General features: G+C 63.1%; 15 protein-coding genes. 6 read left to right on the plus strand and 9 right to left on the minus strand.

Annotated elements, in window-relative coordinates; genetic code table 11:
- Positions 1–53: 53 nt before the first annotated feature.
- The 6 genes from IM701_RS03635 to IM701_RS03660 form a co-directional block, all read right to left on the minus strand.
- Complete coding sequence (locus IM701_RS03635) at positions 54–443, minus strand: ribonuclease HI (protein ID WP_039332771.1); 390 nt, start codon at positions 441–443, stop codon at positions 54–56.
- A gap of 13 nt (positions 444–456) precedes the next feature.
- Positions 457–1518 carry a phosphotransferase family protein gene (locus IM701_RS03640; RefSeq protein WP_370584349.1) on the minus strand — a complete coding sequence of 354 codons (1062 nt, stop codon included), beginning with the start codon at positions 1516–1518 and terminating at the stop codon, positions 457–459.
- A gap of 11 nt (positions 1519–1529) precedes the next feature.
- Positions 1530–2618, minus strand: a complete 1089-nt coding sequence (locus IM701_RS03645; protein ID WP_062342284.1) for a Zn-dependent alcohol dehydrogenase — start codon at positions 2616–2618, stop codon at positions 1530–1532.
- An 11-nt stretch (positions 2619–2629) separates the two neighbouring features.
- Positions 2630–3922, minus strand: coding sequence for an acyl-CoA dehydrogenase family protein (locus IM701_RS03650; protein ID WP_193827816.1), 1293 nt, complete (start codon positions 3920–3922; stop codon positions 2630–2632).
- Between the two features lie 105 nt (positions 3923–4027).
- On the minus strand, positions 4028–5455 hold the full coding sequence (locus IM701_RS03655) for an MFS transporter (protein ID WP_193827817.1): 1428 nt from the start codon (positions 5453–5455) through the stop codon (positions 4028–4030).
- A complete protein-coding gene (locus IM701_RS03660; RefSeq protein WP_193827818.1) occupies positions 5452–6300 on the minus strand; it encodes an SDR family NAD(P)-dependent oxidoreductase in 849 nt (282 codons plus the stop codon). The genes IM701_RS03655 and IM701_RS03660 overlap by 4 nt, the downstream gene beginning before the upstream one ends.
- A 193-nt stretch (positions 6301–6493) precedes the next feature.
- On the opposite strand from IM701_RS03660, the gene IM701_RS03665 reads away from it, so the two are divergent.
- The 3 genes from IM701_RS03665 (at position 6494) to IM701_RS03675 (ending at position 9671) form a co-directional block, all read left to right on the plus strand.
- Positions 6494–7654 carry an acyl-CoA dehydrogenase family protein gene (locus IM701_RS03665; protein ID WP_062342277.1) on the plus strand — a complete coding sequence of 387 codons (1161 nt, stop codon included), beginning with the start codon at positions 6494–6496 and terminating at the stop codon, positions 7652–7654.
- A gap of 3 nt (positions 7655–7657) precedes the next feature.
- The gene (locus IM701_RS03670) at positions 7658–8797 is read left to right on the plus strand and encodes an acyl-CoA dehydrogenase family protein (RefSeq protein WP_062342275.1); all 1140 of its coding nucleotides are present in this window, start codon (positions 7658–7660) and stop codon (positions 8795–8797) included.
- A 70-nt stretch (positions 8798–8867) separates the two neighbouring features.
- Complete coding sequence (locus IM701_RS03675) at positions 8868–9671, plus strand: SDR family oxidoreductase (protein ID WP_039332784.1); 804 nt, start codon at positions 8868–8870, stop codon at positions 9669–9671.
- 116 nt (positions 9672–9787) lie between these two features.
- On the opposite strand, the gene gmk is transcribed toward IM701_RS03675, so the two are convergent.
- Genes gmk through IM701_RS03690 form a run of 3 tightly spaced genes read right to left on the minus strand, consistent with a single transcriptional unit; the run spans position 9788 to position 11414 of the window.
- Positions 9788–10438, minus strand: coding sequence for a guanylate kinase (gene gmk / locus IM701_RS03680; protein ID WP_062342273.1), 651 nt, complete (start codon positions 10436–10438; stop codon positions 9788–9790).
- A 51-nt stretch (positions 10439–10489) separates the two neighbouring features.
- Complete coding sequence (locus IM701_RS03685) at positions 10490–10882, minus strand: hypothetical protein (protein ID WP_039332788.1); 393 nt, start codon at positions 10880–10882, stop codon at positions 10490–10492.
- Positions 10883–10916: 34 nt separating this feature from the next.
- The gene (locus IM701_RS03690) at positions 10917–11414 is read right to left on the minus strand and encodes an SspB family protein (protein ID WP_062342268.1); all 498 of its coding nucleotides are present in this window, start codon (positions 11412–11414) and stop codon (positions 10917–10919) included.
- An 86-nt stretch (positions 11415–11500) separates the two neighbouring features.
- On the opposite strand from IM701_RS03690, the gene hisB reads away from it, so the two are divergent.
- The 3 genes from hisB to IM701_RS03705 all read left to right on the plus strand — a co-directional run bounded on the left by hisB (position 11501) and on the right by IM701_RS03705 (position 13923).
- On the plus strand, positions 11501–12094 hold the full coding sequence (gene hisB, locus IM701_RS03695; RefSeq protein ID WP_039332791.1) for an imidazoleglycerol-phosphate dehydratase HisB: 594 nt from the start codon (positions 11501–11503) through the stop codon (positions 12092–12094).
- Complete coding sequence (gene hisH / locus IM701_RS03700; protein WP_039332793.1) at positions 12087–12716, plus strand: imidazole glycerol phosphate synthase subunit HisH; 630 nt, start codon at positions 12087–12089, stop codon at positions 12714–12716. The genes hisB and hisH overlap by 8 nt, the downstream gene beginning before the upstream one ends.
- Positions 12717–12783: 67 nt before the next feature.
- Positions 12784–13923 (plus strand): glycosidase, encoded by a 1140-nt coding sequence (locus tag IM701_RS03705; protein WP_193827819.1) that lies wholly within the window; start codon positions 12784–12786, stop codon positions 13921–13923.
- Positions 13924–13939: the final 16 nt, after the last annotated feature.

The raw sequence follows: 13939 nt of genomic DNA on the forward strand, positions 1-13939 counted from the left end.
CAGACTGCAAAATCATGGCCCCGGGGGTTCTGCCTCCGGGGCTATTTCTTTGCCTAGCGCGGGTGTCTGGCGTTCAAGAATATGCCCGCAAGGTTCTGCTCGCGCTTAACCCATCGAACACGCGTGGGCGGATTCGCTCCAGCCAGCTTCCGGAAGCGCTCCAGATGCACCCGGTCACTTGGCGAAGCCGCTTTCGCACGGCCATTGGCCTGTGCGATCACCGAACGGCTGTCTCCCAACAGATCGAATGCGGCGGCGCCACTGGCCTGTGCCACTTCAAGCGCATGGATCAGGGCCAGCCATTCGGCATCGCCATTGGTGCCGTTGCCAAGATCGGTGCGCACTTGGGCCATCCCACGCATTACAGCCGCAACCTCGATGGGACCCGGGTTGGGCCGGCAGCCGCCGTCGAAGTAGACCTTGAGACGCTTGTGCTCTGCCATGGGTGGGGCGGTATCAGGCCCCGGCCTTCACCGCAAAACTCAACGCCAGCTCTGCCAGCGGTCGGACTCTTTCCGACATCGCCTTGGCGTGAGCGCTTGAGGCTGTCCCGTCGATCACGCGCTTCTTGATCCCCTGGATGATGCCTGCCAGCCTGAAGAAGTTGTAGGCAATGTACCAGTCAAGCCCCGGCAATCCGTCACGTCCGGTCTTTTCGCAGTATCGTGCAACCACTTCTTCAAGTTCCGGAATGCCCAGCGCCTTGCGGTCCAGGTCCTGCACGCCCGAACGTCCGCCATTGTCCTGCACCCATGCCGTGCAGAAATAGGTGAAGTCGGCAAGCGGATCGCCCAGCGTGGACAGTTCCCAATCGAGCACCGCAACGACCTTGGCGTGCGTGGGATGGAAGATCATGTTGTCGATGCGATAATCGCCATGCACCACGCTGGTCCGCGTCTGCTCGGGGAGGGTTGCGGGCAGCCATTCGATAAGCCGCTCCATCTCGGGCATCGTCTCGGTTTCCGAAAGGCGATACTGCTTGGTCCAGCGATCGACTTGCCGGCCGAAGTAGTTGCCAGGCTTGCCGAAGTCGGAAAGCCCGGCCTGCTCGATATCAACCGAATGCAATGCGGCAAGCGTATCGACCATGGCGTCGTAGGTCGCACGCCGGAATTCCGGTGTGGCGCCCGGCATTGCGCCGTCCCAGATCGTCCGCCCGTCGACACAGCCCATGACATAGAACCACGACCCGATGACGCTGTCGTCCGTGCACAGCCCATACTGGCGAGCAACCGGGAAGCCTGTTCCTGATAGCCCCGCCTGAACCTTGTATTCGCGGTCCACCGCATGGGCCGATGGCAGCAGCTTGCCGAAGGGCTTTCGCCGCAGCACGTAGGGCCCTGAAGGGCTGTCGATCTTGTAAGTCGGGTTCGATTGCCCGCCCTTGAATTTCGAGACCGTAAGCGGGCCCTGAAAGCCCGCCACGTTTTCCTCGAACCAGCGGGTCAGGCTCGCCTCATCCAGCTTGTCCGCGCCTTCGGGAACGACCGTTCCCGTAAACGCTGCCTGTGCGTCCATCACCGCCTCGCTCATTGGCCGAACACGATGACCGAGCGGGCAGAATTGCCCTGCTTCATCTTCTCGAACCCTTCGTTGATGCCCTCCAACGGAATTCGTTCGGCAATGATGGTGTCGAGATCGAGAAGCCCGCGCATGTAGAAGTCAACCAGACGCGGCAGATCCACGGGGAAGTGATTACCGCCCATGATGGCGCCTTGCAGCTTCTTGTCCGACAGCAGGTCCATCGCCGACAGGCCGACCTTGTGATTAAGCGGCATCATGCCGAGGATAGTGGCCGTCCCGCCGCGCCGCAGCGAAGCAACTGCCAGGTCGCCGGAAGCCGGCCTGCCCACTGCCTCGATGGCATGGTGGACGCCGCCCTTGGTCATCTCGACGATTTCCCTGGCCGCATCCGGCCCTGCGTCGATCGCATCGGTCGCGCCGAGCTTCAGCGCCAGTTCGCGCTTCTCGGGCATGGGGTCGACAGCGATGATTCGTCCGGCCCCTGCAATCTTTGCGGCATTGACGGTGGCCAGTCCCACGCCGCCGCAGCCGACGACGCAGATCGTTTCGCCCGGCGTCAGCTTGGCGGCGTTGAACACGGCGCCGGCACCGGTCGTCACCGCACATCCGATTACGGCGGCGCGGTCGAGCGGCATGTCCGGCGTGATCGCGACGCAGGCATGTTCATGCACCAGCATCTGCTCGGCAAAGGCCGAAAGGTTCAGCATCTGGTTCACGGTGCTGCCATCGTCGGTGCGGGTGAGGCGCGGGGGCGCGCCAGCCCCGCGCCGGGTGTCGGCACCGAGGCACAGCGACATGCGTCCGGTGACGCAGAACTCGCAGTGCCCGCAGAAGGCCGACAGGCAGGTGACGACCGCGTCACCCACCTTCACGGTCCGCACTTCCGAACCCACGGCCTCGACGATCCCGGCTGCTTCATGTCCTGGCACGGCCGGGAGCGGATGCGGATAGGCGCCCTCGATGAAGTGCAGGTCCGAATGACACAGCCCGCAAGCGGCCGTACGGATCAGAACTTCGTGCGGACCCGGCTTCGAAACGGTCAGGTCCTGGATTTCGAGCGGTTTGCCCGGTTCGACGAGTACGGCGGCTTTCATCTTCTCTCTCCTTACCGAGCCACGCCCAGATCGCCCGAACTGAAGCCACGGTCGCCCGAGGGCAATTCCGAATGACGGGCAAATTCGATGCGGGCGATGGCGCGGGCGTGAACTTCGTCTGGTCCATCGGCCAGTCGCAGCGTCCGCTGATGGGCATAGGCTTCGGCAAGACCGAAGTCTTCCGAAACGCCGCCGCCGCCATGGGCCTGGATCGCATCGTCGATGATCCGCAAGGCCATGTTCGGGGCCTGGACCTTGATCATCGCAATTTCCAGCGCAGCCGACTTGTTGCCGACCTTGTCCATCATGTCCGCCGCCTTGAGACAGAGCAGGCGGGTCATTTCGATGTCGATGCGGGCCTGCGCGATGCGCCATTCCCAGATCGACTGATCAGCCACGCGCTTGCCGAAGGCCACGCGCGATTGCAGGCGCTTGGCCATCTTGGCAATCGCCTCCTCGGCCACGCCGATCGTGCGCATGCAGTGATGGATGCGGCCCGGCCCGAGGCGTCCCTGCGCAATCTCGAAGCCGCGACCTTCGCCGAGCAGGATGTTGGATGCGGGCACGCGCACGTTTTTCATCACCACTTCCATGTGGCCGTGCGGCGCGTCGTCATAGCCGAAGACAGGCAGGTGACGGACGATCTCCACGCCCGGCGCGTCGAGCGGCATCAGGATCATCGACTGCTGCTGGTGACGCTTGGCCTCGAAGTCGGTCTTTCCCATGACGATGGCGATCTTGCAACGCGGATCGCCCACGCCCGACGACCACCACTTGCGCCCGTTTATCACGTACTCGTCGCCCTCGCGGCGGATCGAGGTTTCGATGTTGGTCGCGTCCGACGAGGCGACGGCCGGTTCGGTCATCAGGAAGGCGGAGCGAATCTCGCCGTTCATCAATGGGCGCAGCCACTGCTCCTTCTGCTCGAGAGTGCCGTAGCGATGGAACACTTCCATGTTCCCGGTATCAGGTGCCGAGCAGTTGAACACCTCGCTGGCCCAGCCGATGCGGCCCATTTCCTCGGCGCAAAGTGCATATTCAAGGTTGGTCAGGCCCGGGCCTTCGAATTCGAAGCTTTCCTCGACATGATGGTGACCGCCGTTGCGTGGCGGCATGAACAGGTTCCAGATTCCGGCAGCCTTGGCCTTGGCCTTCTCCTGCTCGACCGTCTGCAAAACCTTCCACCGGTCGCCCGTCGCCTGTTCGGCCTTGTAGTCCTTGTAGCGCGGGCGGACGTTGTCCTCGATGAACTGGCGGACGCGGTCACGCCAATACTTCTGGCGGTCGGTCGGTTCGAAATCCATGAGCCTCTCCTTGGTTGTCCGGCAATGTCCATCGGGCCATGCGCGAATTCAAGCGGAAATTAAGTGACCGATTAAGTTCTGTCGTTGATTGGGATCATTGCGGCGTCAGGGATGCAATCCCGCGGCATCGGGATCGGCCCTTGCCACCTGATTGAGCCGTTCAAGTCGAGCCTGGTGCGTCGCCCGGTCAATCGGAAATCGCCGGACCACGAATGCGGTCATTCCCGCCAGCACGGCAATGCTGGCGCAATAGGCAAGACTGAGGCGATATGTCACTTCCGGCGCGACGGCATCGGGGGCGGTGTTGGGTTCCAGTCCCGCAAAGCTCAGTAGCAGCCCGGTACAGAACACGCCAAGCCCGCCTGCACACTTCGAGGCAAGGAATGCGCCTGCCGACAGTGTCCCTTCCGACCTTCGCCCGGTCTGTTCCTCGGACGCCTCCACAACATCCGCAACCATGGACCACAAGGTCATGGTGCCGGTGACGGTGAAGGTGTTCGAAAGCAGAGTGCATGCAAACATTCCCCCCAGCGACAAGGTAGAACCGTCTGCTGCCCACAGACCCAGCCAGCGCAACAGTAGCGGGCCTGCCCAGAAGACCATGCCCAGCGGCGCCATCCGCATGACTGTCCCCGCCTTGCCCCAGCGCAGTTGAGCGCGTCCGACGAGCAGCGATGCTCCCACGACGCTGGCGAAGAGCAGGAATGGGAAGGCCTGCAAGGCGGTTGGCGTGAATTTCCAGACGTAGAGGTAAAGGTAGTTGGACAAGGCAAACGTGATGCCCTGCGCGGTCAGCGCCGCTGCAATGCCTGCCATCACGATGAGGCAGGCAGGATGTGAGAAGCTCTCGCGAATTTCGCCCAGAGAGGCGAGGGCGCTCTTCCCTGTCGCCCGCCGTTCCGGTGGCCAGCCGGCAACTGCCCGATGTTGCCCGAATGCCGAAACCAGCACGCAGGTCACCATCAGCGCTGCGCCGAACAGGCCGAAGTTGCGATAACCTTCGCGTGACAGCATCGCGTCGGGCAGGAATACGCCATAGGCGAGCAAAAGCATCAGCAGCCCGCCCCCCCATGAGAACAGGAAGCGGAAGCGTGTCAGGCGCGTCCTCTCGTCGTAGTCACGGCTGATCTCGGCAACCAAGGCTGCAGACGGAACTTCGCACATCGCCACCAATGCGCGCACGATGATGGCTGATGCCAGCAACACGGCAAAGCTCGGCTCCCCGATCGGAGACCACAGGAATATCCAGGCAAGCCCGAGAGGGATTGGCGCGACATACAGGTAGGGCAATCGCCTGCCCCAGGCGGTTCTGGTACGATCGCTGAAATGCCCTACTATCGGGTCGATCAACCCGTCGAAGACCAGCGCGATCAGGAGGGCCAGGCTGACCAGCCGCGCGTCCATGCCAAGGACCTGATTGTAGAACAGCAGCAGGAACGTGGCGAAGCCATTGTCCTTCACGCCATAGGCGACACTGCCCAACCCGTTCGCCAGGGCGAGCCGGGTCGGCACGCGGCCTTCGATCGGGATCATGCAGCCTTTCCGCTGTCGACCATCTGCTGCAGCGCGTCGAACAGACCCGGCATGTTCGGGTCCCAGCTATGACGCGGCCCGATGGTGATCCCGCCATCGACGATGAGCGATGTACCCGTGACAAAGCCCGCCGCCTCGCTGGCGAGGAACAGCACGGCTTTCGCAATGTCGTCAGGCTGTCCGCCGCGCGCCACCGGCTGCGCCTGCTGCGACATTGCGGCAATCGCGCCCTTGGCCTGCGCCTCCAGTTCGGCGGGCATATCCAGCGAAGCGGTGAAGATGTTGGTGTTGATGAAGCCCGGCTGGACCGCGTTGACCCGGATCTGGTGCTTGGCAAGGTCGGCCGCGGCGACCTTGGTCAGGTGCAGGACGCCAGCCTTGGCGACCGCATAGGCAGTGGGCGAATAGCCCGGTCCGACTGCGGCAACGCTTGAAGTATTGACGAACGATGCGCCCTTGCGCCCGATCATGTGGGGGACGGCGTAGCGGATACCGAACGCGACCGAACGCAGCAGCAGGTCCATAGTCCGGTCCCAGCCTTCGGGCTCGATCTCGTCGATCGGGGCTCTGTCGCCGCCAGCGCCTGCATTGTTGAAGACCGAGTCGATGCCGCCGGTCTCTGCCGCGGCGCGGTCCATCAGGGCCTTGATGTCCTCGCAACGCGTGACATCGCAGCGGGCAGTGACGACCTTGCCGTTGGATGCGCTCGCCGTCGCCAGAAGGCCGGCCTCGTCGATGTCGGCAGCGTAGACCGTTGCCCCCTCAGCCGCAAAAGCGATCGCGCTCGCCCTCCCGATTCCCGAAGCTGCGCCGGTCACGACGACCGTCTTGCCGTTGAATCGCATCCCTCTCTCCAGCGTTCTTATGTCGTTTTACGTTTACGTCAGCTTAGGCGCGAAAGACCGTCCGTCAATGGCGATGGGGTTTACGCTACGGCAAGCGGCACTTGCCCCAAAGCGCAGGAAAGGCGCCGCAAATCCGCCCTTGCCAGACCATCGCGACTCGCCTTAACCTTCCGATTAAGAGAGGAGCATAACCATGTCAGACCTTGATGCTTTCCGCGCGGAAATCCGCGCATGGCTTGAAGAGAACTGCCCTGCCGAAATGCGCGAGCCCGTCCGCGACGAGGGCGACGTCTGCTGGGGCGGACGCAACTTCAAGTTCAAGAACGAGGCGCAGAAGACCTGGATGGAGCGCTGCGCAGCCAAGGGATACACCGTGCCCGATTGGCCCAAGCCCTATGGTGGCGCCGGCATGTCTCCGGCCGAGGCGAAGATCTGGCGCGAGGAATGCGCCCGCATCGGCGCCCGTCCGCCGCTGTCCAGCTTCGGCATCTGGATGCTCGGCCCCGCACTGCTGAAGTTCGGCACGGAGGAGCAGAAGGTTCACTACCTCAACCAGATCGCCCGCGGCGAAATCCGCTGGTGCCAGGGCTATTCGGAACCCGGCTCGGGCTCGGACCTCGTCAGCTTGCAGACTTTCGGCGAGGACAAGGGCGATCACTGGGTCGTCAACGGCCAGAAGATCTGGACCTCTTATGCTGATAAGGCTGACTGGATCTTCTGCCTTGTCCGCACCGACAAGACCAACAAGTACCAGGGCATCAGCTTCCTGCTGTTCGACATGACCACCCCGGGCGTGACGACCAAGCCGATCAAGCTGATCAGCGGCAATTCGCCGTTTTGCGAAACCTTCTTCGACAACGTCGTGGTGCCGAAGAACCAGATCGTCGGAGAACTGAACCGCGGCTGGGACGTCGCCAAGTACTTGCTCGGGCATGAGCGCGAGATGATCTCGGGTGCGGGCGGCGGCGATCGCCTCAACGCCATCGGCGCGATCGTTGCCCGTAACGGTCTCGAAGACCCGATCCTGCGCGCCGACCTCGCCATGTTCGATGTCGATGCCTTGGCCTATGCCTGCATGGGCGAGAAGTTCCTGGATGAGGCCAAGGTCGGCCGTGCCCATCCCGCGCAGCCCAACATGATGAAGTATGCCGGCACTGAACTGAACAAGCGCCGTCACGAACTGCTGATGTCGGCAGGCGGAGCGACGGCACTCGAATGGGAGAGCGAGCGCACCAATGGCGGCTCCCCGTCGCGTTCGTGGCTGCGCACCAAGGCCAACTCGATCGAGGGCGGCACCAGCGAAGTCATGCTCAACGTCGTTGCAAAACGCATCCTCGAACTGCCGGGAGCCTGATCGATGCCCCTTTTCCACACCGAAGATCAGGCCATGCTGGCCGAAAGCGTCACCGGCTTCATGGCCGATGAAGGCGGCATCAAGAAGCAGCTGCGCCACTATCGCGACATGAACTGCCAGGATGGCTTCGGCCATGCCCTGTGGAAGCAGTTCGCCGAGATGGGCCTCACCGGCATGCTTGCTGCCGAGGCTGATGGCGGTCTGGCGATGGGCCACGTCGAGGCAGGCATCGTCCTGCGCGAAATCGGTCGCAACCTTACCCCTTCGCCATTCCTGACCACCTCGGTCATGGGCGTGACGGCGCTTGCGGGCGGATCGGACGAGCTGCGCGGCCGCTGGCTCCCAGGGGTAATCGCCGGCGACAGTGTATTGGCCGTAGCGGTCGACGAAGGTCCGAAACATCGCCCCGAACGCATCGCCTGCAAGGCCGAAAAGGCTGGTAACGGCTTCCGCCTTCAGGGCAGCAAGGCCTTCGTCGTGCATGGAGCCTCGGCTGACGCGATCATCGTCGCTGCGCGCACGTCGGGCAGCGATACCGACAACGACGGCATCACGCTGTTCGCCGTACCCAAGGACGCATCGGGCGTGTCCCACGAGAACCTGCGCCTCGTCGACAGCGCGATGGCCAGCAACGTCACCTTCGACAGTGTCGAACTCGATGGCGATTGCGTTATCGGCGAAGTCGATGGCGGTCGCGAGCTGCTGAACAAGGTTCTCCGTGCAGGCCGCATCGGCGCTGCTGCCGAACTGACCGGTGTCGGGCAGGGGGCATTCGACATCACCACCGCCTACCTCAAGACGCGCAAGCAGTTCGGCCAGCTGATCGGAGAATTCCAGGCGCTTCAGCACCGCGCCGCGCACCTCTATTCCGAGCTGGAAATCGCCGAAGCCGCCGTGATCAAGGCGCAGCAACTGCTCGACGGCAATTCGGAGAAGGCCGACCTCATGGTTTCGGTTGCCAAGGCCAAGGCGGCCAAGGCCTGCAACCTCTCGGTTCGCGAAGGCGTTCAGATGCATGGCGGCGTCGGCATGACCGACGAATACGACATCGGCCTCTACATGAAGCGCGACCGTTCGCTCGCCGAGTTCATGGGCGACCAGTATTACCATGCCGAGCGCGTGGCTCAGCTTAGCGGCTATTGATGCAATCGCCCCCTCCTCGGCAGGGGAGGGGGACACGACCCGGGAAACGGGCGCGCAGGGGAACGACAACATGGATTTCAGCAAGCTTTTCAGCCTTGAAGGCCGCATTGCGGTCGTGACTGGTGGTTCGCGCGGGATTGGCGAGATGATCGCCGAAGGCTTCCTCGCCGCAGGTTGCGAGCGGGTGTACATCACCGCTCGCAAGGCTGCCGTGGTCGAGGAAACCGCCAGCCGCCTTGGCGATCGGTGCATCGCACTGCCCGGTGACATTTCCAACGTCGCCGGCATTGAACAGCTCGCCGCAGACCTTGCTGGCCGCGAAAACAAGCTCGACATTCTCGTGAACAACGCGGGCGCTGCCTGGGGCGCAGACTTCGAGGATTTTCCCGAAGTTGGCTGGGACAAGGTCATGGACCTGAACGTCAAGACGCCGTTCTTCCTCACTCAGAAGCTGCACGGACTGCTCAAGGCCGCCGCCAGCAAGGAACAGCCCGCCAAGGTGATCAATATCGCCTCGGTCGATGGCCTGCGTCTCAATGCTTGGGAGACCTACAGCTACCAGGCATCAAAGGCTGCCGTCATCCAGTTGACCAAGCGGATGGCGGCGCGGCTGATCCGGGACCAGATCGTCGCAAGCTGCATCTGTCCAGGAGCTTTCCCATCAGAGATGAACAAGGCTGCGGCGAAGAATCCCGAAGCCTCTGCCAAGGGCATCCCATCCAGGCGGATCGGCACGATTGAAGACATGGCCGGGGGCGCGATCTTCCTCGCCAGCCGCGCGGGCGACTATGTCGTCGGCACGCCGCTGCCGATCGATGGCGGTATCGTCAACGGCTGGATTCCTGAGAATGCCGTGGATCCATCGGGGCATTGATGGCGCTGACATTTGCGCCCCCGCGAAGGCGGGGACGCAAGTGTTGTTACGGAATTTTGGCGTCAAACCGCTGAGGTCCCCGCCTGCGCGGGGACGCAACACTTCCAGATGAGATACTACCCCCGCATCAACCCACGCACGAAGTCGATCAGCCCGGTCTGGCGCGTGCGCTTCATGCGCTCGGCGGCAAGGATCTCTCGCACCTTGTCGAAGCAGCCCTCAACGTCGTCGTTGATCACGACGTAATCGTAACCGTCCCAGTGGCTGATCTCGGCCTGTGCCCGGTCCATGCGCGCCGCGATAACCTCGGCGCTGTCGGTGCCGCGTCCGGTCAGGCGGCGGCGCAGTTCATCGAGGCTCGGCGGCAGGATGAACACGCGCACCACGTCGGCCTGCGCTTTCTGGTACAGCTGCTGCGTGCCCTGCCAGTCGATGTCGAACAGGACGTCTCCGCCCGCTTTCAGCCGGTCGCGAATGTGCGCCTTGGGTGTGCCATAGCAATTGCCGAAGACCACTGCCCATTCATAGAACTCGTTCGCCTCGACCATGCGGTCGAACTCGGCCTTGTCGACGAAGTAGTAGTCCTTGCCCTCGACTTCGCCAGGCCGCATCGGCCGCGTCGTCACGGAAACGGATGCCGCAATCTCGTCATCTTCGGCGAGAAGCTTGCGCGCAATCGTCGTCTTGCCGGCGCCGGAGGGCGAGGACAGGATGAGCATCAGGCCCCGGCGGTGCAGGGTGTCGTCGTCTTGGGACTCGTGGACCATGTGCGCTAGTGGCGCATCGGTTCCCGCCCGGTCAAGGGGGGACGGCTCCGATCAGCCCTTCTTGCCGCGCTCGGCCTGTTCCTCGATTGCCGCTTCGCCAGCTGCCTCGGCGGTTCTGCTACGGCGGCGATCGTAAAGCGTCTTGGCCAGAAGACCACCCCCGACAACGATCGCGCCGGGAACGGAGCGGGTTGCAACCCGGGCGATGGCAGTCCCGACCAGAGTCTGCATCATCGTGCGCCCCTGGATCACACGACCCGCCTTCTTTGAACCCATCTTCGTCCCGATCAGGCCTTTTTCAACGCCACGGCGAAGCAACGAGCCCCCGGCGCGGAGGGCAATATCGGCCAGGATCAAGTTGGTCATCGGGTTGGGGCTGGGGGCAGGCACCTTGTCAGCGGCATCCTTGGCCGCATTTGCCAGCTTCTTGCCCTTCTTAGCCATGCCCTTGCCTTCTGTCAGCGGGGCGTTGTGCCCCTTACTTCTTCTTGCCGAAATCGACAGTGACGACGTTCGATCCGTCCTCGGTCCGCTCAACGGCAGGCGTGTCGGCTTGTTCCGGCGAATCGTTTTCGGCAGGCTCGACAGGTTCCGCCTCGTCATCGACAACTGCCTGGAATTGCAGACCGAAATCGACTGCCGGATCGACGAAAGCCGTGATTGCCGAGAACGGAATCACCAGCGTCGAAGGGATCTGATTGAATGAAAGGCCAACGCTGAACTGATCTGCCTCGACCTTGAGGTCCCAGAACTTGTTCTGGAGCACGATCGTCATCTCGTCGGGGAAGCGTTCGCGCAGGCGCTGCGGAATGTCCACGCCCGGAGCGCCGGTCTTGAAGGTGATATAGAAGTGATGGGTGCCCGGCAGCATCCCGCCGCCCGCTGCCACTTCGCCCAGCACGCGTCCGACAACGGCGCGCAGCGCCTCCTGCACGATTTCGTCGTAGGGGATCAGGCTGTCAGGTGCATCGCTCATGCCGCCACAACTGACCGCCCCGGCCCTTCGGGTCAAGTGGGGACGGACATTGATTCTAAACCGGAGCGGCGTATAGGCGCTTTCCCATGCGCACCGGATCGATCACGCGAAAGACCGAGGAAACCGACATTGCCGTGTCGGTGAACCTCGATGGCACCGGCACCTACAAGGTGGAAACGGGCATCGGCTTCCTCGATCACATGATCGAGCAGTTCAGCCGGCACTCGCTGATCGATATCGAATGCCGGGTGAAGGGTGACCTCCATGTCGACCAGCACCACACCACCGAGGACAGCGCCATCGCGCTCGGCCAGGCCATCTCGCAGGCGCTGGGCGACAAGAAGGGCATAACCCGGTACGGCCACACCTATTCACCGATGGACGAGGCGCTGAGCCGCGTCGCGCTCGATATTTCGGGCCGTCCGGTGCTGATCTGGAAGGCCTCATTCACGCAGCCTCGCTTGGGCGAGATGGATACCGAGCTGTTCGAGCACTGGTTCCAGTCGATCAGCCAGGCAGCCGGCATCACGCTGCACATCGAAAGCCTCTACGGCTCGAACAACCACCACATCATCGAGGGCATCTACAAGGGCTTTGCCCGCGCGATGCGTGCAGCGATCACCATCGATCCGCGCAAGGCCGATGCCGTCCCTTCGACCAAGGGCATTCTCGGTGGCTGATACCCTCGCGCTGGTCGATTACGGCGCGGGCAATCTGCGCTCCGTCGCCAACGCCCTCAAGGCAGCCGGTGCCGAAGGCGTGGTGGTGACGGCCGATCCCAATGTCGTCCGGGCCGCGGATCGTATCGTCCTGCCCGGCGTCGGTGCCTTCCGCGCCTGCATCTCGGCGCTTTGCGCTGTGCCCGGCCTCGTCGAGGCAATGGAAGAGCGCGTCCTCGTCGGCGGTGCTCCTTTCCTCGGCATCTGCGTCGGCATGCAGCTTCTCGCTGATCGCGGCATCGAGTTCGGCACGACCGACGGGCTTGGCTGGATCGGGGGCGAAGTCCGCGTGATCGAACCCGCCGATCCGTCGATCAAGGTGCCCCACATGGGCTGGAACGATGTCGCGCCGATGCCGCACCAGGGCGGTGCCGAACTGCTCGAGCCCGGCGAAGCCTATTTCCTGCACTCCTACCACTTCGTGCCCGAAGAGGGCACGCACGTGGCGGCGATGAGCGATCACGGCGGCGGGATCGTCGCCGCCGTCGCGCGCGACAATATTCTCGGCGTGCAGTTCCACCCGGAAAAAAGCCAGTCCTACGGCCTGTCGCTGCTCAATCGCTTCCTTGAATGGAAGCCCTGACAGGTTAGCCTGAGGGAACTGTAACACGCGCCCAGACCTTTCCTTCCTTTGAAGGAGGCCCTGCCGCATGACCACGTTTCCGTTCGACCGCCTGGTATTCACGCCCTTCATGGTGGACCTCGCGCAGTCACCGTTGCGCGGCCACTTCGATGCGGAAACTTACGTTCTGGGGGCCTTCAACCCCGGCATGACGGTCCTGCCGAACGGCAACCTGCTCTTCATGGTCCGCGTGGCCGAGGCGCTGCGCCAGCCAATCCGCGATGGCAAGGTCCATGCGATTCGCTGGCACGACGGGGGCTATGTTCTCGATGGCTGGCCGCTGGAGCTTGCCGATACTTCGGACCCTCGCAAGTTCCTTCTGCATGGTGGCGGCTGGAAGATCATGGCGCTGACCTCCCTGTCATGGCTGTTGCCGGTCGAGATGTCGGCCGACGGGCTTGATGTCATCGCAATCCACTATGACAAGGCCATCGCGCCGCAAGGTTCGTTCCAGTGCTACGGCATCGAGGATGCCCGCATCTCGCGCATGGGCGAGGGCGCCTATCTGATGACCACCTGCTCGGTCAGCCCGGAACGACACTCGACCACGCTCTATTCCTCGGAAGATGGCCTGAACTGGCATTTCGAAGGCATTGCTCTCGATCACCAGAACAAGGACATGTTGATCTTCGAGGGCCTTGTTCACGGCGAATACTGGGCACAGACCCGCCCCTTGGGCGACCTCTACTTCGCCTACCCGCCTGGCAGCGAATGGCGCTCCGGCCCCTCGATCAACCTTGCGACTTCGCCGGATGCCCTTCACTGGCGTCCTCGCCTCGAACCAGGCATTCGTCCGCATGCTGGTACCGCCGCAACGGCGCGCATGGGTGGTGGCACACCCCCGATCCTCACGGAGATTGACGGCCAGCGTGGCTGGCTTACCCTCTGGCACGGCGTCGAACCGAAGGAGATCGTGGGCATCTACCGTACCTACTGGACCCTCCTCGACCCGGAAGAGCCATGGAAGACCATCGGCGGCAGCCACACCCCGCTGCTGGAGCCGGAAGCAGAGCTGACCCGCCCGCTCGAAGACCTGCTCTACTTGCGCGATGTCGTGTTCACGACCGGCATCGCTGAGCTGGACGATCGCTACATCGTCGCCTCGGGCGAGGCCGATCTTGCCTGCCGCATCACCCATGTGCCCAAGGAAGCCTTCCGTTCGGCGTAATCCGCTGCTAGGCGCG

The sequence above is a fragment of the Novosphingobium sp. ES2-1 genome, assembly GCF_015169775.1.
In the GTDB taxonomy this organism is placed as follows: Bacteria; Pseudomonadota; Alphaproteobacteria; order Sphingomonadales; family Sphingomonadaceae; genus Novosphingobium; species Novosphingobium subterraneum.

Excerpts from the sequence above, each read along its gene's own strand:
- IM701_RS03655 (WP_193827817.1), bottom strand. The coding sequence starts at position 5,455 with ATGATCCCGATCGAAGGCCGCGTGCCGACCCGGCTCGCCCTGGCGAAC.
- IM701_RS03650 (WP_193827816.1), bottom strand. The coding sequence starts at position 3,922 with ATGGATTTCGAACCGACCGACCGCCAGAAGTATTGGCGTGACCGCGTC.
- IM701_RS03705 (WP_193827819.1), top strand. The coding sequence starts at position 12,784 with ATGACCACGTTTCCGTTCGACCGCCTGGTATTCACGCCCTTCATGGTG.
- IM701_RS03635 (WP_039332771.1), bottom strand. The coding sequence starts at position 443 with ATGGCAGAGCACAAGCGTCTCAAGGTCTACTTCGACGGCGGCTGCCGG.
- IM701_RS03690 (WP_062342268.1), bottom strand. The coding sequence starts at position 11,414 with ATGAGCGATGCACCTGACAGCCTGATCCCCTACGACGAAATCGTGCAG.
- IM701_RS03670 (WP_062342275.1), top strand. The coding sequence starts at position 7,658 with ATGCCCCTTTTCCACACCGAAGATCAGGCCATGCTGGCCGAAAGCGTC.
- hisB (WP_039332791.1), top strand. The coding sequence starts at position 11,501 with ATGCGCACCGGATCGATCACGCGAAAGACCGAGGAAACCGACATTGCC.
- IM701_RS03640 (WP_370584349.1), bottom strand. The coding sequence starts at position 1,518 with ATGGACGCACAGGCAGCGTTTACGGGAACGGTCGTTCCCGAAGGCGCG.
- IM701_RS03665 (WP_062342277.1), top strand. The coding sequence starts at position 6,494 with ATGTCAGACCTTGATGCTTTCCGCGCGGAAATCCGCGCATGGCTTGAA.
- gmk (WP_062342273.1), bottom strand. The coding sequence starts at position 10,438 with ATGGTCCACGAGTCCCAAGACGACGACACCCTGCACCGCCGGGGCCTG.
- IM701_RS03660 (WP_193827818.1), bottom strand. The coding sequence starts at position 6,300 with ATGCGATTCAACGGCAAGACGGTCGTCGTGACCGGCGCAGCTTCGGGA.
- IM701_RS03685 (WP_039332788.1), bottom strand. The coding sequence starts at position 10,882 with ATGGCTAAGAAGGGCAAGAAGCTGGCAAATGCGGCCAAGGATGCCGCT.
- IM701_RS03675 (WP_039332784.1), top strand. The coding sequence starts at position 8,868 with ATGGATTTCAGCAAGCTTTTCAGCCTTGAAGGCCGCATTGCGGTCGTG.
- IM701_RS03645 (WP_062342284.1), bottom strand. The coding sequence starts at position 2,618 with ATGAAAGCCGCCGTACTCGTCGAACCGGGCAAACCGCTCGAAATCCAG.